Below are 25,458 nucleotides of genomic sequence, written 5' to 3'. Positions count from 1 at the left end.
CCATTTGGATTGACACGGGCTTCATCATCAGCCAAGCCTAAATCACGCGTTACAGACAATGCTTGTGCTGAAAAGGCTTCATTGAGCTCAATCACATCCATCTGTTCTAAAGTGAGACCCGTTTGTGCCAGTAACTTTTTAATGGCAGGTGCAGGACCAAAGCCCATAATGCGCGGCTCAACACCGACAACCGTTGCACCAATCACTTTGGCACGCGGTTTTAAACCATACGTTGCAACTGCATCGTCAGAGGCAATCAAAATTGCTGCTGCACCATCGTTAATACCTGAGGCATTACCTGCTGTTACTGTACCATCTGCTTTTACCACAGGTTTTAGCTTGGTTAAACCTTCTAAAGTGGTCGATGCACGTGGATGCTCGTCCGTATCAATCACAACTGCATCGCCCTTACGCTGTGGGATCACCACAGGCACGATTTCATTATTAAAGAAACCTTTGGCTTGTGCCGCTGCGGTACGTTGTTGGCTGTTGAAGGCAAATTTATCTTGATCTTCACGGCTGATGTTGAATTGTTCCGCTAAGTTTTCCGCAGTTTGCGGCATGGTTTCAACGCCATACATCTCTTTGAGTTTTGGGTTGATAAAACGCCAACCCATGGTGGTGTCTTCAAGTTTTTGACTACGACCATAAGCACTTTCTGGTTTACCCATTACCAGTGGTGCGCGTGACATAGATTCCACACCACCTGCAACAATCAGGTCTGCTTCACCCGCTTTAATGGCGCGGGCTGCCATCGCCACGGCATCAAGTGATGAACCACATAAACGGTTTACTGTCGTTGCTGGTACTTGATACGGTACACCAGCAAGTAGTGCAGACATACGACCGACGTTACGGTTGTCTTCACCCGCTTGGTTGGCACAGCCGTAAATAATATCGTCAACTTTTTCCCAATTGATGTTTGGGTTACGTTGCATCAGTGCTTGAAGTGGCACTGCACCTAAGTCATCGGCACGGACAGGCGCTAAACCGCCTGCATAGCGACCAAATGGCGTACGAATGGCATCGATAATATATGCGTTTTTCATCACAAATCCCTTTTTAGATATGCTTTATTAAGAAAAATTAATTGGTCTGTAGTCGTCGTTTTTTACGCCTTAAAGCAGCATCAAAACGGCATTGCTTAAGTTGCGAACTAAGTTTTAAAGGAGATATTTGAGTAGTTTTACTATTCTGATCTCCTGCCACCATAATGAAGTAAAAATTATTGGTATGTCGGATCTCACGGGTTTGAATATTTTGTGCCTCAACACAAATACCGATTTCCATTGAGCTCCGTCCGACATAATTTATATTGGCAAGAAATTAAACCATTTCCCTGACTTGAATAGCTTCTTTAAACAAGCCTTGATCCAGTAACTTTAGTATCTTTCCACCATGGACATTGCCAGAAAAATTAGCCATCTCCGGTGACATTAATACTCTCATTGTTAAACTGCTTTGATTACTCATTTTCCATGTGTCATTCACTGTTGGTGCGTTCAATTATATTGAGGAGAAATCAGTAATAATTTCCAAAAAATCAAGACCTCATGCCATTCATTCAAGCGTAAAAAAAGCCTGACCGAAGTCGGGCAAATAGGCACTTAAAATTTAGGCAGTTTTAGCAAGTTTATGAAAAATGGATAAATCGCCTTCATTAAATCCAGCGCCTGTACTTTGCTCCAAAATTTCTTGTTGCTGATATAAATAGTTTAAATCTAGTTTAGATGCCCAATATGCAGGTCCACCTTCCCACTTAGGGAAACCAAAACCATTGACCATGACCAAATCAATATCACTCATACGTAAAGTCACGCCTTCAGCCAATAATAATGCCGCTTCATTTGCCATCGTGAGCAGTACACGCTCCACAATTTGTTCAGAGGTAAAGGGCTTTCGTTCAATACCTTTTACTGCAGAAGCTTTAAGAATAATGTCGGTAACAATTGGATCAATTTCAGGTTTCTGGTGAGCATAGTTATAGTAGCCAGCGCCTGTTTTACGACCAAAACGCTGTGCTTCACATAATTGGTCAGGAATCTCAACATAACGCGCATTTGGGTTACGCTTTGCGGTATTCGCCTTACGCATATTCCAAGCAATGTCTAGACCGGATAAATCACCTACAGCAAATGGCCCCATATTAAAACCAAACCCTTCAATCGCTTGGTCAATTTCATGAGGTAATGCACCCTCCTCTAACATAAGTTCACATTGATAACGGTAAGCCGCGTAGATCCGGTTACCAATAAAGCCAAACGAGTTTTTACATAAAATCGGTAACTTAGATAACTTCTGTACGAATGCGAATGCTGAAGCAATCACTTCCTGAGAAGTATTATTGCCGTGAATCACCTCAACCAAACGCATGATATTTGCTGGATTAAAGAAATGAATGCCGACAATATTTTCAGGTCGGATGCTGACTTCAGCGATTTCATCTAAGTCAATGTAAGACGTATTACTCGCAATAATCGTATGAGGTGCAGCTACACTTTCAATCTGTTTAATTAAGTTTTGTTTTACTGCCAAACTTTCAAAAACAGCTTCAATAATCAGATCAGCATTTGTAAAAACACACTCATGATCTGAAAGCTCAAGCTGTTCTAGCTGACTGATTTGATCAGAGGACTGAATACGACCTGCTATAACATCGTGAGTATAAATGTCATCAATTTTAGACTTGCACTTTACCAAGATTGATTTTGACTGATCATAGACTGTAACCTTAAATCCCGCTCTTAATGCCGCTACAGCAATACCAGTTCCCATCGTACCTGCACCAACAATAACGACGTTGTGAATGGCTTTAAATAGTGTCTCTTTCAGATTGATGGCCTTTTTAGCGCTAGTTTCTGCGAAAAACAAGTGTCTTAAAGCAAATGCCTCTTCACCCACACGAAGTTTTTGAAATGCTTCACGTTCTTTAGATAAAGCAGTTTCGAAATCAATTGTCGCTGTTGCTTGAATCAAACGGATAGCCTCTTTAACCTGAGGACGGTTTTTACCAGACTTCAAGGCTTTTTTGATAATGCCATCAATTTCTTCATCAGTTTCAGCTGCTACTGTTTTCTTGGATAACGGATTTTTGATTGCTGTTTTTGCATATTCAATGGCAAAAGCACGTAAATCACCTTCAGCAATGGCTTCGACCATACCTAGTTTGAATGCTTCAGCAGCTTTAAGACGTTTGCCGCTACAAATCACTTCAATACTAGGACCCAGACCGATCAGGCGTGGTAAACGTTGTGTGCCACCCGCACCAGGAAGCATACCTAAAGTCACTTCTGGTAAACCTACTAAGGTATTCGCTGCTGCTAAACGTGCATCACAACCAAGTGCCAGCTCATAACCACCACCTAAAGTTGCACCACTAATCGCGGCAATCACAGGTTTTGGACATTCTTCTATTGCTTTGATTACCTGAGGCAATTCAGGTGGAGTAATTGGTTTGCCAAACTCCTTAAGATCAGAACCTGAAATAAAGTTTTTATCTTTACCAATGATCACTGCTGCAGTCAGAGATTCATCCTGAGCAAATTTCTCAACCGCATCAAGAAGACCTTTGCGTACAGACCATGAACCTGTGTTTACAGGAGGGTTATCAATTACGATGACCGCAATTGATCCCTCAGTTTCAAAATGAATAGTGTCTGTCATGCCTTAAGCTTCCTTGGCAATATGTACAAGTGCATCCACAGCTGTAACACCTTGTCCTTGAGGGTTCACAATAAGTGGGTTCATTTCAGCTTCTTCAATGTAGTATTCCTTAGATACTGCAAGCTGAGAGAACGCCACTACAGTTTCAGCAATTGCGTTTAAATCACCTTTTTGCTTACCACGGAAACCATCTAGTGCCTTTAAACCTTTTACTTCAGCTATCATTTCATATGCTGCATCAAGGGTCACAGGGGCTAATCGCATTGAACTGTCTTTATAAAGTTCAGTCAAAACACCACCAGCAGCCAGCATCACAATTGGACCTACATCTTTGTCACGTTTAAATCCAACCAGTACTTCACCGAGACCTTTGACCATGGACTGTACTAAAACTTTTGCAACGGTCAGTTCTGGACAGTTTTTCTCAACGTTAGATTTAATTTGTTGAATTGCAGCTTGGAGTTCTGTCTCATTTTGTATATGTAAAATCACACCACCAACTTCAGTTTTATGACTGATTTGATCATGTAAAACTTTCACTACCACTGGATATGCAATTTCCAACGCTTGGGGTTGTGTAACATCCAACAGTTGATATGGTGCATTTTGAATGCCTAATGGGCTTAGCAATTGATAAGCAGAATCTTCATCTAAAGTGACCGTAGTCGATTCAGTTGGTTGAGTCACTTGCGCAGGAATGGGAATTGGCTGACGACGAGAAAATGCTGCATTGATTACATCAGCACAAGCCTCTGGTGATTGAAACGCAGGGACATTAGCTTGTTTTAATTGCTTTAATGCTTCTGGCGCATCAGGAACTAAGAAGCTGACTAACGGTTTTTTGTAAGTCGCGATGCTGTCAACAATCGGTTTAACCGCCAGATCTGGATGATAACGAGCTGAAGAACCTGAAGCGACCAATACCAAGTCAAATTCAGGTGCTTCTTCAAGTACTTCTAGCGCAGCTTTCATCACTTCATACTTGGTACCAGCCAGCGTTAAATCGATAATTCCACCAGCATGGACATCTACACCACGTGCATTGAGTTTGGCAATCGTCTCTTCTGATGGTGACATAACTGAAACATTACGAATACCCAGTTGGTCAACGACCATTGCAGCACCGCCACCGGTTGTCGTCAAAACACCCACATTGATTTGTTTCTTATTCGCTAATTGTGGTGGAACTTTACTTAACAGAGGAATTGCATTCAAGAAGCCATCTAAGGTTTCTACACGTGCAATACCACAATCTTTAAAGAATGCTTCTGCAACCGCATCTTCACCTGCCATAGAACCTGTATGTGAAACTGCAAGATCTGCTGCGACTTGTGAACGACCAAGCTTAAACACCACCACAGGACGATTTAATTCGGATGCTTTTACTGCAAATTCACGTAATTTCTCTGCATGACGCATTGATTCCAGGAATAGCATGTAGCCATGAATATCTGGGTTATCCAAAGTAGCTAAGCAGATCTCACCTACGCTCAGATCAACTTCACCACCTACTGATACCAAGCCATAGAAGCCCGTATGATGGTTACGACCACGTGAGGTCAAAGACCCAATCATACTACCGCTGTGGGAAGCACAGAAAATATGACCTCTGGGCAACCCTGGCTCAGCAAAAGCTGCATTTGCTGTTAAAAATAGATCTTCATATAGGTTGACTAAACCTAAGCTCGATGGACCTAAAATACGTGTCTGATATTTTGCTTTAAGTTCACGTAGCTTGTTTTCACGCTCGATCCCTTCAGCACCAGCTTCACTAAAGCCACTCGCGATGAGTGTTACAACAGGTACACCCAATTTACCGCACTCTTCAACAGCTTCTAATGCCAATTCCGCTGCCGTTAAGACATACACATGTTCTGGTACTTCAGGCAATGCCGAAAGTGAAGGATATGCTTTTTCACCCTGTACTGTCTCGCGACGTGGATTAATACAGTAGATGGTACCTTTATAACCTGCATTTCTTAAAAAATGTAAAGGACGACCGGCGGTTTTTGTGATGTCATCTGAAATACCCACTAACGCTACGGTCTTCGGCTTCAATAATGCATTAGAAAGTGTTTTATTCTCTTTCACCATAGAATTCATTTTTCTAAAATCCTTTTAAAATTTTACTTTGCACGTTGGTTGAAACGACGACCAAATACGTCTTCTGCAATACGATTCTTCAAAATCTCAATCGAACCGCCGGCAATCATCCAACCTCGAGTACGTTTTACACAGTATTCAACCAATGACTCTGTCGAATAGCCGTATCCACCCATGGCCTGTAGTGCTTCGTTAGCGACGTCCCAGCCCGTCAAATTGCATGACAATTTGGCAATACTTGTTTCATACGCAGATGGCAGACCGCCATCAGAATTAATTGCAGCACGGTAAAGAAGAAGTTGTGAGCCTTCTAACTTCAGTGCCATTTCCGCAAACTTCCATTGCAGGCCTTGGAACTCACATAAAGGTTTACCAAACTGTTCACGGTCCAGGCAGTGCTGACGTGCAACATTAAAGGCATGGCGACCAAGTGCTAATGCACGTGATGCATTACCAATACGTTCAACGTTAAAACCTGAAATTTGTTTCTTGAATCCACCTGACCCAAGCAATACGTTTTCTTTTGGAATACGACAGTTATCAAAATACAACTGGCACCATTCTTCACCGCTCATAAATGCGGAAGGCTGACCAACTTCAAAACCTGGTGTGCCACGATCAACCATCACTGATCCAATACCATCTAGCCCTTCACCGAAACGCACATAAATCAAGAAGGTATCGGCATGTGGACTATGTGTTGAAAATACTTTAGAGCCATTGATGATGTAGTGATCACCATTTTCAACTGCTGAGGTTTTTAGTTCAGTCACGGATGAACCTGCGCCTGGTTCACTCATACCTAAAGCAAGCAGTTTTTTGCCTGCTAACAGATCTGGTAAGTATTTTTCTTTTAAATGTGGAGATGCATATTCTGCAAAGGTTCGAATTGCGCCAAAGTTACCAGCTTGTACAACATCTGCACTTTTAGGACATACCAAAGCTAATTCTTGAATGGCAATCACAGCATCCATTAAGGTTCCGCCAATACCACCATCTTCTTCTTTAACAGTAATACCAATCAAACCCATCTCTGCTAATTTTGCAGCGACTTCCCAAGGATAATCATGGGAATGAGCTCGCTCCAATGCACCATCCGCTAATTCCTTTTGTGCAAACTTACGCACCGACTCAGCAAAAGCATTTTGTTCTTCGGTTAAATTGAAATCCATATGTCTAACTCTACGTCTAGTAATCTACCCTTTTGAATTAGAATATTGGATATTTTTAGAGCATGTTTTCTTATTAGTCATCACACCATGACTTATTTTAAAATCCACTAAAATTAATTTATAAAAAAAGAGAGTTAAATAATTTTTTATTTATATTCATAATCTTAGTGTTTTTCAATAGTGATAAAAAAAGCAACTAGGGTGTAATTCTAGTTGCTATAAATTGGATTTATTTAAATACTTATACTTTTAAATCAACTATATTTAATTCTTCCAATTTCCAAATTTGATCTCTTAAATCTTTGGCATGGTTTTTTGTGATAATACCCTCGACTAATTCAAAAAATTTATCATCTAAATCTTGATCAGTTAGCGGTGCTTCTGGATCACCTTTACGACATGGAGAGAAATGTTCAAACATCTGACCATCTTTTAAAGTGATCTTAATTCTTGCTGCACGCTGATTAGGGAATTTAGATGTAAGTTCATCATCACTTAGCAGAGTTAATTTTTTCATTAACGCGCGTGTTGCTAGTGATGCCATTTGCTCATCCATAAAAGCACTCAAACGGACACTGCCGTGTAGGAAACCATGTGCTACCACATAAGGTAGGCTAAAACGACACTGGAATGCGGATTCTGGATTAAAATTACCTGTTACATTAAGTGCTGTTTGATAAGTTTCAACCGTAATATTTTCAACTTCTGAAAGAGATAATCCCTTGTCTAATAATGTCTGACGTATAGCTACAACACCATCAATAGCAGCAAAAGTATGACCACAACAACCATGATTTTTTTGCGTCATCTTACAAATATTATAATCTCGACCTAAATTAAGCGTTGCTTTTTCCCATTGTGGATTTTTAGATAAAGCAGCTCCAAATCCAACTTCACCTTCTAAAATATCTAGGGCTCCTGTAATTCCCTTAGCTGCTGCTTTTGCTGCGGTAACACCAATTGATGCTGCGTGTCCACCATGTAGGGCTTTTGTCATCGCATCTGATCGAAAAGCTTGCTGTAAGCCAGAGGCAAACGTTGTTGCAGTTGCAACAGCATGGCTAAATAAATTTTGGTCATAAGGATTAATTAAAAATGCCGCCGCCGCCGCACTACCAATCGCTCCCACCGTTCCAGTAGTATGAAAATAAGTATAATGCGATGGTTGCACTGCTGCACCTAAACGAGTCGACACTTCATATCCAATAACAATAGCTTTTAAAAAATCAAGACCTGAACGTTGATATTCATCCGCTACAGCCAAGGCTGCACTAATGACTGGTACTCCTGGATGATAGACAGCATCGCGAAAAATATCATCAAACTCAACTGCATGCGAAACTGTTCCTAATATCCAAGCAGCTGTAGAAGAAAAAGCAGTGCGATTGAGTGTCGGAATACGGCTCTTACCATAACCCAATTCGTCTTCAAAAGTTGCTACAATATTTTCTCCAACTTCTGACAAAAAGCCTGGATATAATGCAGATAGCCAATCAAGTACTACACGTTTAGCATGATGCAATGTTTCAGGTGCTAAGTCACGCTGCGCTTCCATGGCAGCATATTCTGCATATTGTTGAATTAATGTTTTCATTATTCCCTCTAGTTTAGTTTTAAATCTTTATCTACGTGAGTTCTTTGATTAACCAATTTTTCAATTCTTCAATTTTGTTTTGTTTAGGAGAGTTCTCTGGAGCAACAAGGTAATAGCCCATTTTTCGTTTCAGTACAAATTCAGAGAAATTGACTAAAATACCCGCTTCAAGCTCTTGCTCAACTAAACGCGTCTGCGCCATAGCAATACCTAAACCATCGATTGCAGCTTGATATGCAAGCAATGAGTTGGGTAACATAAACTGATCCACCTCCTGTTCTAGTTCATCTGGAATTTGTTGCGCTGCTAACCAATCACGCCAATCAATTTTTCGATAATTTGAATGAATGAGTTTATATTTAAGTACATCTTGAGGTGCTGGTGGGCGTGTTAGATGTTGAATAAGTTTTGGGCTGCATACTGGACGTATTTCATCAGCAAATAAAAAATAACTATTTACGTTCTCCCAATCTCCACAACCAAACTGAATGGAAGCATCAACACTTTCTGTAGCAAAATCCACAGGTGCTGTAGCTGTTTTAATATTTATACGTAACTTTGGGTTTTCTGTATGCAGCTTAGATAAACGTTTGACCAGCCATTTGGCTGCAAATGTGGAATATACTCTAAGTGAAATATCATTATTTTTCCTATAAGAGCTGATGCCTCGGGTAGCAATAGCAATTTTATTAAAAGCAGGACCGATTTCTGCATAATATTTTGCTCCCGCATCTGTCAAGCTAATGCCCGTACGTTCTCTTTTGAAAAATTCAATGCCTAGATATTCTTCAATAAGCGTAATTTGCCGACTTACCGCAGATTGACTTACATAAAGCTCATCAGCAGCCTTAGTAAAACTTTTATGTCTCGCTACACACTCAAAAGTTCGCAAAGCATTTAAAGGTGGAATATCACGCACTGTCATGGCCTCATGTGAAAAATACAGTATATTTAAAATAATTTTCAAATACTTTGAATCATCTTAAAATTTAAAAACTTCCCTAAATCATTATCTTATGAAATTTATGTAGATCTTAATAATACTTGAATGATCTGTATGTAAATTGACAAAAACTCATAACCCTATAAGGTATAAAAAAACAGCCTCCGGGGAGACTGTTTTACCTAAAAAATATAAATGAAGTTTTAACTCCTATGGGTAAATATTTCATCACCGTTATGACACGTTACCCTTGTGATGATCTTTAGAAAGCGTATAGAGTTTACGTGAAACCTAATCTTTTTTACGTGCTTGAATGAGAGCATGAGTATTGAAGATATTACTATTCTCATTTTTCACCATTTATAAATCATTCTCTTCACTTATGTAGTTTTTAGGAAGAGGATTTTATATTCGTTAAATCTTGAATGATCAGTAATTAATTTAACTAACATGTGAGTTCCATAATGCTCTAACATTTAATTTAATCTAGAATATAGAGGCATTTTATTATTTTAAATTTCTCAAAACTCATACTATTAGAACTTTTATTACTTCCACAGATGTTGATATTTCAATGAAATTAAGAGTTTATACGCATTAACATTCTGAAGAGATGCTAAGCAGTAATATGAGTATTTTTAGATAATCTTGTTATAATTAAATATGTAAAAAAACGCTCAAATTTCAATAATATATATTTCTTTTTCTTAGTTAATTGTTTATTAATTAACCCGAATCATGGATAAGCCTGATTTTACATCTTTATAAATTGAGGCTTATTTTCATGACAGATTTGATAAGCACAGAGTGATGCATAAATCCCTGCGAAATAACCTGAAATAGAACGATGGCGACTGCTTATGAGAGTTCTAATGGTCGCATGTTCTTGCGATGATACGTAATCAATTCAACACCTTGCGCTCCTAGCTTATCTTTTAAAATCTCACTGATGTAGCCACGATCTCCAAAGATCTTCCCCTTATAGCCTTGCGCTAACTTTGGCAGAATCTTGATATCTGAAGTATGGCCATTCGAGAGTTGGGTGTGAATAAATTGACCCTGAGCATCCACCAATACATGCAATTTGCATCCATAGAACCAACCCATTGAGCTTCTACCTCGTGTGGCAATTTGTTTTAAAGATTTATGACGTTGAATACGCTGATTTTTACATACGGGTAGAGTTGTAGAGTCAACCCAAGCACACGTTGTTTGAGCATTGGAAGCTAAAGAAATATGTAATGCTTGAAGTGCGAGTTGATGTTGGTTGATCAAATAAACGATCCGTTGATAGGATGGTAATGCTTTAAAAAGCTTGGAGTAAAAGCGCTTTATCATTCCATAAAAGGCTTTGAAATGATGAAGTTGAGAGTTTTTATACCAAACTGCGATAAAGATAATTTCAGATAAGCATAGAACACCTGATCGCTGTCTGACTTTAGGATTTTCTTGTTTTAGATACTGCCAATAGACCGCTTCATTTTTTTGAAAAAAATCATCAATTGTGCAGAATAAAGTTGTAAACTCGAACATAGGATGGCTGGTTAATAAAAGTGTGTGGTAACTCTCTTATTAACTCAGTCATCTTTTTTTTCAACTGAATTTCTTATCCATGATTCGGGTTAATTAAGCTGATTTTGTACTAATTAAGTGCGGGACGCTTTCTGGAAAAAACATTCATATTAGTGAATGATCAGTACATTAATAAGAACTTTGGTACACTCAAAACTAATCTGGTAAAAAATATTATTGAGTCAGATATAAGCATTCATCCTGACTTTTTAGGGATATACAAGTGCTATGAGGAAATCTTTCATTGTCTCGAGACTGATTTGACTCTCTTTAAATCTGAGAAGACATTTGATCTTTGGAGCACAAGTGACTCGGCGAATTACTATCTTGTATATGGATTTCATTTTTACTTTAATTATTTAATAGATGCTAAGAAAAATTGGAAAATCCATGTACGTGCCTTACCTAAAGACACAGATGGACTCAACGCTTTAAAACAATTAAGTAGTAGAGAGTTTATTGAACTGATCCGCTCATTTCGTTTTGATATTCATCGAATGAATCCAACTGCATTACATAAGTTAATTAACGATCTATGATCTACATCTGTTTTATATGACATTAATCAGCAGCATCAGTTAAAACCACGACCTAAGATCAGCGTAGAGACTCTTGCTAAGCTGTTAGGCTTTGAGCTTAATAAGCTTAACTGTCGTATGAAGACCTTAAACAGCAACCGGGAAAAAGTTTTAGATTCATTGTCAGCGCAAAGTAAGATCGATAAACAACTACTAGAAGATAAGTATTATGTACTTAAAGCCGAAGATTTATGGGGGATGAAATAATGATGTCAAATCAAAGCTATGATATCTTTCTTTGTAAAATCATTAAGAAAATCATCGGCGATGAAGGTTTAGAGACTGACTCAGCATGAACAATATGTACATTATTTATTAGTGAATGCACCAAAAGAACATTTAGTGGGTCTGTCTTTAGAGGAGTTAGACTATGATCTACCCAACGTTATTAACAAGCCCCAACTTACAACTTTAGTTCATTCACGTAAAAAAAATATCTGACTATCCAAAGACTTGGTACATTAATTTAATTAATCAGCTTACTTTTAAGACTTCTGAGAATAATAAAAAATCTCCCAATAGGGAGATTTTTTATATTATCTTACTTACTGAACCACACGATTCCATGCATCTTTAGCAGCAAGTTTAGCCTGTTCCCAAGTTAAACGAGACTCACCTTTAAAGTGTTCCCACTTCGCTTCCAACTCAGTTTCTACTTCAGAGAAGTTACGCCCCTTTTCATAGTGGGGCCGACTTTCATAGCCCAGTCGATAGGCCGAACTATAATCACGCTCATACTCAAGATTTTGGTTTTCTTGATAATAACTGGCATGTCTGTAGTTATCTCGCCAGTAGTCATCTTCGGGATTTTTTGCATCAGGCTTAGCAATGTCATGGCCTGCAATGCCACCTACAATACCACCAATAATTCCCCCCACCACAGCACCTGGAGGGCCACCTGCGATACCAAAAGCAGCTCCAACTGCAGCCCCACCTAGTGTTCCTGCACCGGTAGAGACTAAATCTTCTTTCCCTTCATTCATATCAGGAACATGATTATTGTGGGTTGGAGGTGAATTTAAATCAGGACGTGCTTGCTCAATTTTAGAAGGATCAGTCTGACTGGCTGAGCTTAATTCTGGCTGTAATTTTTTTCTATCTACCATCTCTTGCTCCTTATTCTCTTTAACCTAAATACTGTTTTTCAAAAAGAGTTGATTAGATCTATAGCAACATTGATAAGCCTACACCAAATACCTGTTAAGTTTGTCTTATAAATGTCTATATCAGGTGATGAGCTGTTGCGGCAACGTAACGACTTCTTAAATGACCCTGTAGGCAGATAGGTATCATGATATGTGTAATTCATCTACGGTCAGAATAACCTTAAATTTGTCTCGCAAGTCAGCGAAGCTATGATGATAATTTAAGCACATCAGCTTATTTTAATTGAATATTTTCTCTCGTATAAATAAGCATCCAAATTAAAAAAACCGACTTTTACTTAAGGTATATATTCAAGATTTTGAACTAACCAGACCATCTGAGTGCATTAGAAGAATGCATAATAATTCATCAAAACTAAATATAGACTTAATTTAAATGTCACATAAAGCCCTTAACTTAAGTATCAAACATGTACAGATGTCTAGACGACAATGACTTTATTAAAACGTAATAGTACAGAAAAGATTTATAGCCAAATTGCCAAAACGATCCGTACAGAAATTCGCCAAAAGTATCAACCTGGGGAGTGTTTGGCATCAGAGTTTGAATTAGCTGAACGGTTTCAGGTCAATCGTCACACCATTCGACATGCAATTGATGCACTGATTCAAGAAGGTATTGTTGAACGTCGTCATGGTAAAGGTACCTTTGTGTTGACCCAACCGCTTGACTATACAGTTGCTGCACAAACTCGTTTTACTGACACATTGAAGAATTTGGGCAAAACCACCTCTATGCAAGTTCGACACAAGATGGTGTTAATGGTCGAAACACATATTGCCAAACACCTCGATCTTGCCCCTTCTGAACGTGTCATTCACATTGAAACTTTGCGTTTAGCAGACCAACAACCTATTTGTATCAGCTCACATTATTTTCCTGAACGACACTTTCCTGATTTTATCGAAAAATATCAGACAGGCTCTTTACATGGGTTTATTGAAGAGCATTACGGATGGCAATTAAAACGTGTGGAAAGCTTGGTCAGTGCAGTCCTCCCGCAAGGTGATGATGCTTCATTACTGATTATGCCGAAGACACAACCAATTTTACGCGTCAAAAGTATTAACGTAAACGAGCGGGATGGTACCCCACTGGAATACGCTTTAACACGGTTCTGTGCAGACCGGATTCAACTGCGCATCAATCTTTGAACGTCCTACCGATCAATTTACCTTACGAGAGTACTCTAAATGTATTTGAAATCTGCCCTTGCTGCAAGTGCACTTGCATTATCAATGTTAGCAACTAGCACACAAACTATGGCACGCGACATTGTGATGGGTTTAATTCCTGCTGAAAACAATGAAGAGATGATCCAACAATTTGAGCCGATGCGTGCTCAATTGGAAAAAAAATTAGGCAAGCGCGTGAAAGTCTTCACTGCAACTGATTACGCGGGTGTCATTGAAGCCATGAAACGTAAACGCGTAGATATTGCATGGTTTGGACCATTGTCATATTACCTAGCTGAACAAGAAGCTGGCGCTGAGGCATTTGCAGTCGGTGTACGTAAAGGGAGTAAATCACACACCTATAAAACCGTATTTGTCACACAGTGCAATTCAGGTATTAAATCGATTCAAGATATGAAAGGTAAAAGTGTGGCCTTCGTTGATCCTGCATCGACATCGGGTGGTTTAATGCCAACATATATGGTTAAAAAAGCCACAGGTCAAATGCCAACGCAATATTTTGGTAAATTCACGTATGCAGGTTCACATGATGCAGCACAGCTTGCTGTGAAAAATAAAATCGTGCACGTGGCAGCAGACAGTGATATCACTTATAACAAAATGCTTGCTTCAGGCATGATTAACAAAAAAACCAACTGTGTAATTGCAGAATCTGCACCACTGCCAGGTTCACCACTGGCGTATCGTAAAGATTTAGATGCAGCGACTAAAGCTAAAATTCGCAGCGCCATCTTAAATGCACATAAAGAAATTAAGGTTGCAGGCTATGGTGACTTGAGTCATTACGCTGCTGTAGGACCGAAAGATTATCAGATGATTCGCAATATGGTGAAAGACTTAGGCTTACAAAAACAACAAATGATGAAATAAATCAGACGCTCAAGTGTGTCTTTGACTAGAGAAAAATAAGATGTCTTCGATTTCCATTCAACAAGCAGTTAAGCGTTATCCTAATGGCTTTGAAGCCTTAAAAGGGATTAATACTGAAATTCAAGCCGGTAGCTTTACCGTGATTTTAGGACCAAGTGGAGCAGGTAAATCAACACTCCTACGCCTGATGAATGGTTTAGAAACGCCAAGTTCAGGCACAGTTGCCATTGGCGAGCAGATCATGGGTAAAAAGAATGTGCGGCAAATCCGTCACCATGTAGCAATGGTGTTTCAACAATTTAATTTGGTTGAACGTTTGTCGGTAGTGACCAATGTACTGACTGGGCGTTTAGCTCATCGTTCTTGGATTAGCAGTATGTTTTATTTATTTAAACCAAGTGATATGGACATTGCAAAAAATGCTTTAGCACGCGTGGGCTTGGTAGATAAAGCATGGAATCGTGCTGACAAACTCTCAGGTGGTCAACAGCAGCGGGTGGGCATTGCCCGTGCTTTAGCACAACAACCTCAAATTATTTTAGCTGATGAACCTGTAGCCAGCTTAGACCCAATTTCAAGTGAAGAAATTATGCAGTTATTGCGTGAGATCTGTACCCGCGACCAAATTACAGTGGTAGTGAACCTACATCAAGTTGATTTAGCGCGACGTTTTGCCGACCGTATTATTGGTATGAACTCAGGTCAAATTGTATTTGATGGCTCACCTGATCAATTAGACAACATTGCCCTACAAAAGATTTACCACAAAGAGGGGGCCGAGTATGAAAGTTTTCATGCTGCGCTGGCCAACGCGTAATGGTCTACCGCCCTTTGGCTTAATTGCGATTATTGTTATTGCGCTTTTAAGCCTAATTCTAACTGCACCGCTGGTTGAAATTGAGCTTGAGCGTCTTAGTCAATCTTTAGGTAATTTTTCTGAATTTATCGTCAATTTTATGGTCTGGCCAAATTTTGACTATTTACCCACCTTAGGCGTTAAGTTATTAGAAACTTTACAAATGTCGTTGTTGGCCACAGCGATTGCGATTGTGATTAGCTTACCCTTAGGTTTTCTTGCAGCACGTAACGCCACCTGCCATCCGGTGGTATATCGCCTCACTCGTGATGCCTTAAGCCTGATGCGCTCATTGCCTGAGTTGGTCTGGGCATTGGTCTTTGTCTCGGCGGTTGGATTAGGACCGTTGCCTGGCATCATGGCTTTAGCCTTTGTAACTGTCGGTTTTATGGGTAAATTTTTTGCTGAAGCAATCGAAACCATTGACCCTAAAGCAGTTGAAGGGGTTGAAGCCCACGGCGCAAGCTGGATGCAAGTGCGTTTATTTGCCATGTTTCCACAAGCATTTCCAAATTTGGCCGGCACCATGATGTACGTGCTTGATCATAACGTGCGTGCAGCTACTATCTTAGGCATTGTTGGTGCTGGTGGTATTGGTTATGACATGGTGATGTCAATGCGTTTATTCCAATACGATCGTTTGATTTTAATTGCCTTGTCGATATATCTGATTGTGACTCTACTCGATCGTCTATCTGATTATCTACGTAACCGTATTATTCATGGGGCTAAGCAATGAGTTACAGTCAAATTGAAATCAAATTGCCAGCCAAACCAAGAAATCCATTCCCTGTGTGGGTGGCATTGGCCTTAATCATCTTATGGTGGATTATTTGGGATTTAGAAATCTCATTTGAGATGTTGGCTTATGGTATCTCAGATATGGCTGAATATTTCAGCCGCTATGGCCAACCTGATTTTTCTGATTTGTCTAGATATCTAGAACTACTCGGCGTGACCCTTGCCACCGCTTTGTGGGGCACAGCGATTGCATTCGTGATTGGTTTTATGATCGCACCTTTTGCTGCACGTAACTTTACCCCTCACCCAACTTTGTATTACATCAGCCGCGAATTTTTAAACTTTACCCGTGCTTTACCCGATTTATTGTTGGCATTAATTTTTGTCGCAGCCATTGGCTTAGGCCCCTTAGCCGGTGCTCTTGCCTTAGGCATTCATACTGCAGGCTTCTTGGGTAAATTCTTTGCCGAAAGTTTAGAACAAATCGATAAAGGCGTATGTGAAGGCGTTGCTGCAACTGGTGCAAATTTCCCACAAATGGTGATGTATGCCGGTTGGCCAAGCATTTTGCGTGAAGCACTCGGTTATGTGCTGTATATCTTTGACCGTAATGTCCGTATGGCAGCAGTTTTAGGTTTAGTCGGTGCCGGTGGTATCGGACTTGCGCTGCACGATACCTTACGTCTGTTTAACTATGATCAAGCAGCAGCGCTGATTTTAATTATTTTACTCACCATTTTAGTCATTGATTACTTTTCAGCTTGGCTTAGAAAAAAATTAACATGATCAATATTCCTCAAAAAGATTGGGTTCGTGCCTTAACTGCACATCCAACACAAGACTTAATACAACTTGCTGACACACTCACACGTGATGCAGCCGTCTCTTTATTACAATTGCCTCAAGCAGGTTTAGGGCTGTTAAGCTTCAAAGAAAGTGCTTTTCATGATCAATTTTATTTAGGGGAATTTCCCTTATCGTCATGTCATGTCGAGTTGCATTATGCCGGTGATGTCTGTGGCACAGGTCATGCTCAAGTGATGGCGGATGATGCTGACTTAGCCAAAGCCTTAGCGATATTAGATGCTATTTTGTTGCATCAATTACCTGGCTGGCAACAAGCTGTTCAATGTCTAGAGCAAGGTCAAGCGAAACGTAGTCAGCTTGATCAACAGCGCAATCAGATCTTGGCAAAAACCCGTGTGGATTTTGCCACACTTGATGCAGTGGAGGATTAATCATGCACCTTGAACCGATTTGGCAAGCACCTGTTCAACAGCAGGTTTATCGTGAACTCCTTGATGCATTTTCTTATCCAGGCCAAATCAAAAACTTGAAGGCTTTCATTGCTGACAATCATGCGTTGAATGCCGTGTTGGCCACTTTACTCGATGGTGAATCACGTGTAGCCGATTGCATTGAACATTTAAAACCTGCGCAATGGTCTTTGTTACAAGCACAAAAAACTGAGGTTAACGAGGCACAATTTATTGTAGCTGCCGGCAAGCAACTGACTCAGCTTAACCCTAATTTGGGCAGCTTAGCCTCACCTGAATATGGTGCAACGCTGATCTTAACGGTAGATGGCTTCTATTCTCAAAGTCATGCTTTAAACCTAAAACTCACAGGCCCTGGAATTGCGACTACCGCCACCCTTGAGGTTGAGGGGTTAAGCCAAGAATGGCTTAACCAACGTCTCCAATGGAACCAACATTTCCCATTGGGTATCGACATGATTTTAGCCAGTCCAGATGCGATTGTGGCGCTTCCACGTACCACGCATATTCAACTGCAGACCAAGGAGAACTAAAATGAGCTACGTTCCGATTAAAGGTGGTGGTCAAGCCATTGCAGGTGCTGCGGCGGTGACTGAACTGCTAAGAACAGAGCAAGCACTTCACCATCCAGATGCTCAACCTTTAGATCTTCACACTATTCAATTTCAGCTACGTCATTTAGTCGATCGTGTGATTTCAGAAGGTGGGGTTTATCATCCTGAACTTGCAGCATTATCGATTAAACAAAGTTTAGGTGATACCTTAGAAGCTGCGTTTAGCTTACGTGCTTGGCGCTCAACACGTCCACGCTTGTGTGCAACTCCTGCACTCGATAGCACTAATATGCGCGTAATTCGTCGTATTTCTGCAGCGTTTAAAGATATTCCTGGTGGACAAATGCTCGGGGCAACACCTGATTATGCTCTGCGCTTGCTGCGTATGGAACTGATCAATGAATCCGATACGACTTTTCAAAACTATGCCAAAGAATGGTTAAAACAACCGAATTCCACTTCTAGCACACCAATGAGTTTTCCAAAGGTGATCAGTGCTTTGCGTGCAGAGGGCTTATTACCAGCCCTAGAAACTGATCATACATCACAAGCCTTTGATATTACTCGTGAGCCTTTAATTTTCCCAGTATCACGTTCAGCTACTTTAGCCACAATGGCACGTGCTGAAACTGGTTCATTGTTAGCGCTTGCCTATTCCAATATGCGTGGTTATGGCGATGTACATCCGACTGTGGCAGAGCTGCGTGTCGGATATGTGCCGATTATGTTGCCACATGCAGTAACTGGGGAGCTGATTGAGGCGGGTGAAGTTTTAGTCACAGAGTGCGAAGTGATTGCTATGTATGAAGCCCAAGGCGATGCCAAACCTGTCTTTACCTTGGGCTATGGCGCTTGTTTGGGTCATAACGAAGTTAAAGCCATTTCAATGGCGATTTTAGATCGTGCTTTGCAAAAAGGCCAAAAAGATGGGCCAAGTAACCCATCGGAAGATGCAGAGTTTGTGTTGTTACATATCGATGGTGTGGATTCAATGGGCTTTGCCTCACACTATAAAATGCCACATTACGTTACGTTCCAATCTGATCTTGATCGTTTACGTACCGCACAACAACAAGAGGCATGCACATGAATGCTCAGCTCAATCCCGCTGTGAAAAACGCCTATAACTTTGGCTTCTTAGATGAATATGCCAAAAAAGAAATCCGCCGTGTCACATTAAAAGCCATTTGTATTCCAGGCTACCAAGTACCGTATACATCACGTGAAATGCCAATGGGTCGTGGCTTTGGTACCGGTGGCCTACAACTCAGCCTTGCATTAATTGGTCAACAAGAACAAGTGAAAGTCATTGACCAAGGGTCTGATGATTCTGTCAATGCTGTGAACTTGCGTCAATTTATTGAAATGACCTGTCCAGGAATTGATACCACTACACGTACGCAAGATGCAACCTTAATTCAATCACGCCATCGTATTCCTGAGCAACCCTTAACTGAACAACAAATCTTAGTTCTACAGGTGCCTTATCCTGATCCTTTGGTGATTGTAGAACCGTCAGAAGATAAACGTAAAGTGATGCACGGCGAAGCGGATTATTCACGTCTATTGGTGAAATTATATGAAGATATCGTGCAGTTTAATGAAATTACCATCTCACATCGTTATCCGACCAAAATTAACCAACATTATGTGATTGATCCATCCCCGATCCCGCGTTGGGATGTAGCCAAACTCCACCAATCGAAAGCATTAATTTTATTTGGTGCGGGCCGTGAAAAGAAAATCTATGCAGTGCCGCCTTTTACACACGCTGAACCCCTAGCATTTGAAGATCAACCATTTCGTGTTGAAAACTTTGATGATACGTCCGGACAGCGCCGTGCCTGTATCCGCTGTGGTTGTCAGGATTCATTTTTAGACGAATTTACGCAAGAGACAGGTCAAAAACTTTATCAATGTTCAGACAGTGATTGGTGTGAGCAACAACTCACACGTCGTTCTGAACCAGGAAATTCATAATGAAAAAAGTACTCTCTGTCCGTAATCTCAGCAAAACCTATGGCACAGGTTGTCCCTTATGTATCACTTCAACTGGTCCTGAGGCTGAAACTAACGTCTGTCCACATTGTGGCAGTGTGGTTGCGATCCATGATGTGTCTTTTGATCTGTATGAGGGTGAAATTTTAGGCATTATGGGCGAATCAGGCAGTGGTAAATCAACCATTGTTAAAAATCTATATTTCGATCAAATACCAGAAGCAGGCCAAGCCACCTTCTATGAGGAGGATCAAGCCCATCCTTTATTTGAGCTGAACTCTGCCCAGCAACGTTGGCTCAAAAATCATCGCTTTGGCATGGTCTATCAAAATCCGCATTTGGGCTTAAATTTTAATATTAGTGCCGGTGGCAATATCGCAGAGCGCTTACTCATGAGTGATCTCATGCACTATGGCGAGATTCGAAAACGCGTTAAAACACTTTTAGCCCGTACTGAAGTTTTGCTCTCGCGTGTAGATGAGTTACCACGTAATTTTTCAGGGGGTATGCAACAACGCGTACAGATTGCCAAAGCCCTCGCCACTCAGCCCCCTCTGCTTTTTTTAGATGAAGTGACTACAGGACTCGATTTATCAGTGCAAGCACGCATCTTAGATTTGATTATGGAAATTCAACAAGAATTAAATACTGCCATGATTGTCGTGACTCATGATTTGGGCGTGATTCGCTTATTGGCAGGACGTACCTTAGTTATGAAATATGGACGCATCATTGAAACTGGTCTAACGGATCAAATTTTAGAAGATCCGCAACATGCCTATACCCAGCGTCTTGTCGCTTCTGCGTTATAAGGAATATTTGTATGCGCTCGCTTATCCTTGATGTCCAAAAGTATAGTAAGTCATTCCATTTACACGAACAAAATAAAGTCATTCCTTCATCACATGATGTGAGTTTTCAAGTCTATGCAGGACAACTAACCGCACTGATTGGTCCAACAGGTGCAGGTAAATCTTCGATTTTAAAAGGGATTTATCGCACATATTTACCAACATCAGGTCATATTTTTTACTACAGTGCGCAACATGGGTGTATTGACTTAGCACGTAGCGATGAGCACCAAATGCTTGCACTACGTCGCCATGAAATTGGTTTTGTTACGCAGTTTTTGCATTGCCTCCCACGTCAATCCACGCTAGATGTGGTGGCGACGCCTTTAATACAGCTGGGTGTATCGAATGAAGTGGCGCAGCAAAAAGCCAAACAATTACTGGCTGCGATGAATCTGCCTGAACGCTTATGGCATATTTCTCCTGCCACCTTCTCTGGGGGTGAACGCCAACGTGTGAACTTAGCTCGTGGCTTGATTTCACAACCACGCTTATTACTGCTTGATGAACCCACCGCAAGTTTAGATCCAAAGACAGCAGAAAAAGTGATGGGATTAATTCGAGACTTAAAACAACACGGCACAGCCATGTTAGCGATTTTCCATGATCCGAACATCACTCAACAACTTGCTGATCACATCGTTGAACTTACTCCGCCTACTGCTCACACTGCTCTTTGCAAGGAAATCGCATGAATACCGCTTACTACTTACATAACGCACGTCTAGTATTAAAAGACCATATTATTGAACAAGGCGCAATTTTACTTGAAGATGGTGTCATTCAAGCCATTAATCCAAGTGTCGTGGCAGATCATGTGCAACACATTGATCTGAAGGGTCAAACGCTCATTCCAGGTCTAATTGATTTGCACTGTGACGCACTTGAAAAAGAAGTAGAACCACGACCAAAGGTCCATTTCCCACTTAAATTTGCCTGTGCTCAAGCAGATAAACGCAATGCCAGCAATGGTATTACCACCGTCTTTCATGCTATTTCTTTTGCTAATGATGAGTTTGGTGTTCGTAATAATGAAGTGGCAAGCAATATTGTACAGACCATGCGCGAGTGGAATGAAAATGCTTTAGTCGATAATCGTATTCACTGTCGCTATGAAGTTACTGATCCCACAGCACTTGATGTATTACTGGCCTTGATAGAAAAAGATGCGATTGATTTAGTTTCAATTATGGATCATTCACCCGGCCAAGGTCAGTTTAAAGATGTCAATGCCTTCAAAGATTATTTAGCCCGCACCTACAAGAAAACTGAAGTTGAACTTGATGCCTTAATTGCCAACAAAATCGCGCAATCTGAGCTGACATTAAGCCGTATTGAAACCTTAATTGCTAAGGCGAAAGCACACAATATTCAGATTGCCTCACATGATGATGACTGCCCTGAAAAAATTGACTTACTACATGGTTTTGGTGTGAAAGTCTCAGAGTTTCCGATTAATTTACCAGCAGCACAAGCTGCAAAAGCCAAAGGCATGCGTACTATTTTTGGTGCGCCAAACATTTTACGCGGTCAAAGCCAATCTGGCTCAATGCGTGCACTTGATGCGGTCAAAGCCAATGTCGCAGATTGCTTATGCTCAGATTATCATCCCGCGACCATGTTAAGTGCTGCTTTTCATCTACCAGAACTGACAAATTTAAACTTATCCGAGGCGGTCAATTTGGTCAGCTATAATCCCGCTCAAGCCGCAGGACTCTTCGATCGCGGTGAAATTGCGGTGGGTAAACGTGCTGATTTAGTCTGTGTGGCTCAAGTACAAGATGTACTCCAAACCCAATACGTGTTTTCTCAAGGTAAATTAGTTTATCAAGCTGGATTTACATATGTCTAAAGCCCATGTCTTTTACTTAATGGGACCTTCTGGATCAGGCAAAGATGCCCTGATCCAGTGGGCAAAAAAATACTTTGCTGCAGATGAAAATTTAGTTTTTGCACATCGTTATATCACGCGACCGATTGACCTGAATGAAAATCATATTGCTTTGTCAGAAACTGAGTTTATGACTCGACAACGTGCGGGATTATTTGCCCTCAGTTGGCAAAGCCACCACTTGCATTATGGGATTGGTATTGAGGTCGATACTTGGCTTTCGCAAGGGCATCATGTGCTCATCAATGGGTCACGCGCACACTTAGAACAGGCTAAAGCACGCTATAGTAACTTAGTGCCTATTTTAATTGATGTCGACCCTCAAATTTTGGTTCAGCGTTTGCATGCGCGTGGTCGAGAGTCCATCACACAAATTGAGCAACGCTTGTCACGTAATCAAGACATTAAACCCTTAGATCACGATATTTTTGTATTGCCTAACAATAGCCATTTAGATGATTCAGGTCAGCGCTTAGTCAACTTTTTACATTGCTACATCTATCGAGATTTGTCATGAAATTTACCTTTTTAGGCACAGGAGATGCAGCAGGGGTACCAGTGTATGGTTGTGAATGTGTTGCATGTCAGCGTGCTACACATGCCTCTTTATATCAACGTAGAAATTGTTCTGCTCTGATTGAAACGAAGCAAAGTCAAATCTTAATTGATGCAGGACTCACCGACTTATGTCAGCGTTTTGCACCGGGGCAATTATCTGCAATTGTGTTAACGCATTTTCACCCTGATCATGTACAGGGCTTATTTCACTTACGTTGGGGAAAAGGCGCTAAAATTCAGGTGCTATGCCCGCCTGACCCTGAAGGCTGTGCTGATCTTTATCGAAATTGCGGTTTACTTAAATTTGTACATGTACAGGCTTTTGAATTACTACAACTGGGTGATTTTCGATTGACCCCTTTGCCTTTAATTCATTCAAAAATCACATTTGGTTATCTGATTGAAGATCCATCTGAACACAAAATCGCCTATTTAACAGATACAGTCGGTTTACCTAAACAAAGCTTAGACTTTTTAAAACAATTTACTTTAGATACTTTAGTTATTGATTGCAGTCATCCACCCGAGATACAAGGTAGAAATCATAATAACCTCAGCCAAGTATTAGATTTAGTTGCACATTTACAGCCTAAACAGACGTGGTTAACACATTTAAGTCATGAAATGGACGTTTGGCTGATGAACAACTCATTACCGGCTCAAGTTATGGTCGCTTATGATGAACAAACTATTATTCCCTCTGACCTATCTTAATCTCAATCAAAATTTATTAGGATGGCAGATGTGAGTATCTTATGGACCCTAACTAGCCTATTGAGCTGTTCTGTCTACCCAATCTCTTGATAAAAATTTAAGGATGAAATTCAATCAATCTTAGTCTTGTATAAAGCTAAGGTTGTCAATGCACCAAAGTATGAATTTTCTAAAAGATTGAAATTAAAAAGATGTTTAATAGGTTTGGCGCAAATTGATTTTTTTAGACACTGCCAATAGATGGCTCGATTTAAAAAATGATCAATGGTTGAGAATCAAACACAGGATGGCTGGCTTTAAGTTTGTTTAATAACGCACTACTGAACTCAGCCATCGTTTTTCAACTGAATTTTTTATGCATATATATGACTAAGATAACTCATACTATTTCTAAATGATGCTTTTCTGGAATCATATTAATCTCTATCCCTTTATAAGACCTCTTTCATAAATCATTTTTTACTCAGCTCCAAGTTATAAATTCCAGCAATTAGATTGAATCTCAAACCAAGTCTTTTAGCTCTATTGCGATAACGTTCCGCAAGGATCTTGAAGGTTTTCAGGCTGCCAAATACATGCTCAATTGCTATTCTTCTTTTATTGATTTCCTGATTATAGATTTTTAGTTCAGGATCCAATTTACAGCGTCTTTTGGCTTTTAAGGGCAACAGGCTATTGGGATACAAAGTATAAATCCCCTGATAACCTTTATCTGCAAGAACAAAGGCTCCTGAAGGAATCTGGTTTAAATTGCGTTTGAAGAGCTCGAAATCATGTACAGCACCACGACTGGTACATAAACTCAGAATTTGCTGAGTCTTGTAGTGAATCATGGCCTGTACTTTAAAGGTATGGGTCTTTTTCTTGCCGCTATAGCTTTTCTTCTGTTTTTTTAGGCCTTTGGATTGGAATTTCTGTGGCATCCACGATCACCACATTCCAGTCTATGCCTTTGCCCTCGGGTAAATCTTTAGGTAAATTAAAAAGATTGGACCGAATCAGGCAGTCTTCAACATGACGGACAATTCTTGAGGCTGTGGGCTCTGAAACCCCGTAACTCGTCGCAACGTGAAATAAGGTTCGGTATTCCCGCCAATAGCTCAAACAGAGCAGAACCTGATCCTCCAGGCTTAACTTGGGTGGTCTGCCTTTGGCAGGGA

The 25,458-nt window shown here is 40.4% G+C and carries 24 protein-coding genes and 2 pseudogenes; 15 read left to right on the top strand and 11 right to left on the bottom strand.

What is annotated here, in order from left to right:
• The 8 genes and pseudogenes from pcaF to AC5YCD_RS14400 form a co-directional block, all read right to left on the bottom strand.
• Window positions 1-1,049: 3-oxoadipyl-CoA thiolase (gene pcaF, locus AC5YCD_RS14435; RefSeq protein WP_496130699.1), on the bottom strand; the 1,049-nt coding region annotated here is incomplete at its 3' end.
• Between the two features lie 37 nt (window positions 1,050-1,086).
• A pseudogene (locus AC5YCD_RS14430) lies at window positions 1,087-1,473 on the bottom strand (acyl-CoA thioesterase).
• Window positions 1,474-1,614: 141 nt separating this feature from the next.
• Complete coding sequence (locus AC5YCD_RS14425) at window positions 1,615-3,663, bottom strand: 3-hydroxyacyl-CoA dehydrogenase NAD-binding domain-containing protein (protein ID WP_496130698.1); 2,049 nt, start codon at window positions 3,661-3,663, stop codon at window positions 1,615-1,617.
• Window positions 3,664-3,666: 3 nt separating this feature from the next.
• The gene (locus AC5YCD_RS14420; RefSeq protein WP_496130697.1) at window positions 3,667-5,766 is read right to left on the bottom strand and encodes an acetate--CoA ligase family protein; all 2,100 of its coding nucleotides are present in this window, start codon (window positions 5,764-5,766) and stop codon (window positions 3,667-3,669) included.
• A 23-nt stretch (window positions 5,767-5,789) separates the two neighbouring features.
• A complete protein-coding gene (locus AC5YCD_RS14415) occupies window positions 5,790-6,938 on the bottom strand; it encodes an acyl-CoA dehydrogenase family protein (RefSeq protein ID WP_496130696.1) in 1,149 nt (382 codons plus the stop codon).
• A 241-nt stretch (window positions 6,939-7,179) separates the two neighbouring features.
• Window positions 7,180-8,532 carry an MmgE/PrpD family protein gene (locus AC5YCD_RS14410; protein ID WP_496130695.1) on the bottom strand — a complete coding sequence of 451 codons (1,353 nt, stop codon included), beginning with the start codon at window positions 8,530-8,532 and terminating at the stop codon, window positions 7,180-7,182.
• A gap of 31 nt (window positions 8,533-8,563) precedes the next feature.
• On the bottom strand, window positions 8,564-9,451 hold the full coding sequence (locus AC5YCD_RS14405; RefSeq protein ID WP_496130694.1) for a LysR family transcriptional regulator: 888 nt from the start codon (window positions 9,449-9,451) through the stop codon (window positions 8,564-8,566).
• Between the two features lie 778 nt (window positions 9,452-10,229).
• A pseudogene (locus AC5YCD_RS14400) lies at window positions 10,230-11,008 on the bottom strand (IS982 family transposase).
• 695 nt (window positions 11,009-11,703) lie between these two features.
• On the opposite strand from AC5YCD_RS14400, the gene AC5YCD_RS14395 reads away from it, so the two are divergent.
• A complete protein-coding gene (locus tag AC5YCD_RS14395; protein ID WP_496130693.1) occupies window positions 11,704-11,832 on the top strand; it encodes a hypothetical protein in 129 nt (42 codons plus the stop codon).
• 338 nt (window positions 11,833-12,170) lie between these two features.
• Here AC5YCD_RS14395 and AC5YCD_RS14390 read toward each other — a convergent pair whose 3' ends face one another.
• Window positions 12,171-12,731, bottom strand: coding sequence for a hypothetical protein (locus AC5YCD_RS14390; RefSeq protein ID WP_496130692.1), 561 nt, complete (start codon window positions 12,729-12,731; stop codon window positions 12,171-12,173).
• 492 nt (window positions 12,732-13,223) lie between these two features.
• Between AC5YCD_RS14390 and phnF the strand changes: the two genes are divergently transcribed.
• From phnF to phnP, 14 genes are read left to right on the top strand one after another with little or no spacing between them, the layout of a single operon-like run.
• Window positions 13,224-13,946 carry a phosphonate metabolism transcriptional regulator PhnF gene (gene phnF, locus AC5YCD_RS14385; protein ID WP_496130691.1) on the top strand — a complete coding sequence of 241 codons (723 nt, stop codon included), beginning with the start codon at window positions 13,224-13,226 and terminating at the stop codon, window positions 13,944-13,946.
• 39 nt (window positions 13,947-13,985) lie between these two features.
• A complete protein-coding gene (gene phnD, locus AC5YCD_RS14380) occupies window positions 13,986-14,858 on the top strand; it encodes a phosphonate ABC transporter substrate-binding protein (protein ID WP_496130690.1) in 873 nt (290 codons plus the stop codon).
• 40 nt (window positions 14,859-14,898) lie between these two features.
• Window positions 14,899-15,675 (top strand): phosphonate ABC transporter ATP-binding protein, encoded by a 777-nt coding sequence (gene phnC, locus AC5YCD_RS14375; RefSeq protein ID WP_496130689.1) that lies wholly within the window; start codon window positions 14,899-14,901, stop codon window positions 15,673-15,675.
• On the top strand, window positions 15,641-16,453 hold the full coding sequence (gene phnE / locus AC5YCD_RS14370) for a phosphonate ABC transporter, permease protein PhnE (RefSeq protein WP_496130688.1): 813 nt from the start codon (window positions 15,641-15,643) through the stop codon (window positions 16,451-16,453). Before phnC ends, phnE (AC5YCD_RS14370) begins: the two co-directional genes overlap by 35 nt.
• The gene (phnE, locus tag AC5YCD_RS14365) at window positions 16,450-17,241 is read left to right on the top strand and encodes a phosphonate ABC transporter, permease protein PhnE (RefSeq protein WP_496130687.1); all 792 of its coding nucleotides are present in this window, start codon (window positions 16,450-16,452) and stop codon (window positions 17,239-17,241) included. Before phnE (AC5YCD_RS14370) ends, phnE (AC5YCD_RS14365) begins: the two co-directional genes overlap by 4 nt.
• Window positions 17,238-17,693 (top strand): phosphonate C-P lyase system protein PhnG, encoded by a 456-nt coding sequence (gene phnG / locus AC5YCD_RS14360; protein WP_496130686.1) that lies wholly within the window; start codon window positions 17,238-17,240, stop codon window positions 17,691-17,693. The genes phnE (AC5YCD_RS14365) and phnG overlap by 4 nt, the downstream gene beginning before the upstream one ends.
• Before the next feature lie 2 nt (window positions 17,694-17,695).
• Window positions 17,696-18,265, top strand: coding sequence for a phosphonate C-P lyase system protein PhnH (gene phnH, locus AC5YCD_RS14355; RefSeq protein ID WP_496130685.1), 570 nt, complete (start codon window positions 17,696-17,698; stop codon window positions 18,263-18,265).
• A 1-nt stretch (window position 18,266) separates the two neighbouring features.
• On the top strand, window positions 18,267-19,376 hold the full coding sequence (locus AC5YCD_RS14350; protein ID WP_496130684.1) for a carbon-phosphorus lyase complex subunit PhnI: 1,110 nt from the start codon (window positions 18,267-18,269) through the stop codon (window positions 19,374-19,376).
• Window positions 19,373-20,266, top strand: a complete 894-nt coding sequence (locus AC5YCD_RS14345; RefSeq protein ID WP_496130683.1) for an alpha-D-ribose 1-methylphosphonate 5-phosphate C-P-lyase PhnJ — start codon at window positions 19,373-19,375, stop codon at window positions 20,264-20,266. Before AC5YCD_RS14350 ends, AC5YCD_RS14345 begins: the two co-directional genes overlap by 4 nt.
• Complete coding sequence (locus tag AC5YCD_RS14340; RefSeq protein ID WP_496130682.1) at window positions 20,266-21,096, top strand: ATP-binding cassette domain-containing protein; 831 nt, start codon at window positions 20,266-20,268, stop codon at window positions 21,094-21,096. Before AC5YCD_RS14345 ends, AC5YCD_RS14340 begins: the two co-directional genes overlap by 1 nt.
• Before the next feature lie 11 nt (window positions 21,097-21,107).
• Window positions 21,108-21,830 (top strand): phosphonate C-P lyase system protein PhnL, encoded by a 723-nt coding sequence (gene phnL, locus AC5YCD_RS14335; RefSeq protein ID WP_496130681.1) that lies wholly within the window; start codon window positions 21,108-21,110, stop codon window positions 21,828-21,830.
• Window positions 21,827-22,987 carry an alpha-D-ribose 1-methylphosphonate 5-triphosphate diphosphatase gene (locus tag AC5YCD_RS14330; RefSeq protein WP_496130680.1) on the top strand — a complete coding sequence of 387 codons (1,161 nt, stop codon included), beginning with the start codon at window positions 21,827-21,829 and terminating at the stop codon, window positions 22,985-22,987. Before phnL ends, AC5YCD_RS14330 begins: the two co-directional genes overlap by 4 nt.
• Window positions 22,980-23,543: a phosphonate metabolism protein/1,5-bisphosphokinase (PRPP-forming) PhnN gene (gene phnN / locus AC5YCD_RS14325; protein WP_496130679.1), complete on the top strand. Its 564-nt coding sequence runs from the start codon at window positions 22,980-22,982 to the stop codon at window positions 23,541-23,543. The genes AC5YCD_RS14330 and phnN overlap by 8 nt, the downstream gene beginning before the upstream one ends.
• Complete coding sequence (phnP, locus tag AC5YCD_RS14320; RefSeq protein ID WP_496130678.1) at window positions 23,540-24,298, top strand: phosphonate metabolism protein PhnP; 759 nt, start codon at window positions 23,540-23,542, stop codon at window positions 24,296-24,298. Before phnN ends, phnP begins: the two co-directional genes overlap by 4 nt.
• A gap of 452 nt (window positions 24,299-24,750) precedes the next feature.
• Here phnP and AC5YCD_RS14315 read toward each other — a convergent pair whose 3' ends face one another.
• Complete coding sequence (locus AC5YCD_RS14315; protein ID WP_496129748.1) at window positions 24,751-25,221, bottom strand: transposase family protein; 471 nt, start codon at window positions 25,219-25,221, stop codon at window positions 24,751-24,753.
• Window positions 25,169-25,458: transposase family protein (locus AC5YCD_RS14310; RefSeq protein WP_496129747.1), on the bottom strand; the 290-nt coding region annotated here is incomplete at its 5' end. The genes AC5YCD_RS14310 and AC5YCD_RS14315, both read right to left, overlap by 53 nt.

The sequence above is a fragment of the Acinetobacter sp. CY05 genome (assembly GCF_059515805.1).
Note: the sequence above shows the minus strand (reverse complement) of the source record. Positions and strands in the feature narration are given on the sequence as shown.